The 278-nt window shown below is 64.0% G+C and carries 1 protein-coding gene; it reads left to right on the forward strand.

The genetic code is table 11. The features are described 5' to 3' along the window. The coding region (locus ACPYOM_RS22385; RefSeq protein ID WP_481347646.1) for a phospholipase D-like domain-containing protein at window positions 1-278 on the forward strand (278 nt) is incomplete at both ends.

Here is a 278-nt window from a genome sequence, read left to right on the forward strand (position 1 = left end):
CTCCTACTTCGACGAGCTGCTGCAGGCCGGGGTGAAGATCTACGAGTACGGGCCGCGCATGCTGCACACCAAGGCGTTCATCGCCGACCACGACGTCTGCATCGCCGGCAGCGCCAATTTCGACCACCGCAGTTTCCGGCTCAACTTCGAACTGTCGATGATGATCAGCAGCGCCGAGTGCGTGGCGGAACTGGAGAAAATCCTCATCGCGGAATTCGCCGCTTCCACGCCCGTGCGCAACGACCGGCAGCGCTCGCTGTGGCTGCACCGGGTCCCCG

This window comes from Monashia sp. HAY1-2A (assembly GCF_056755315.1).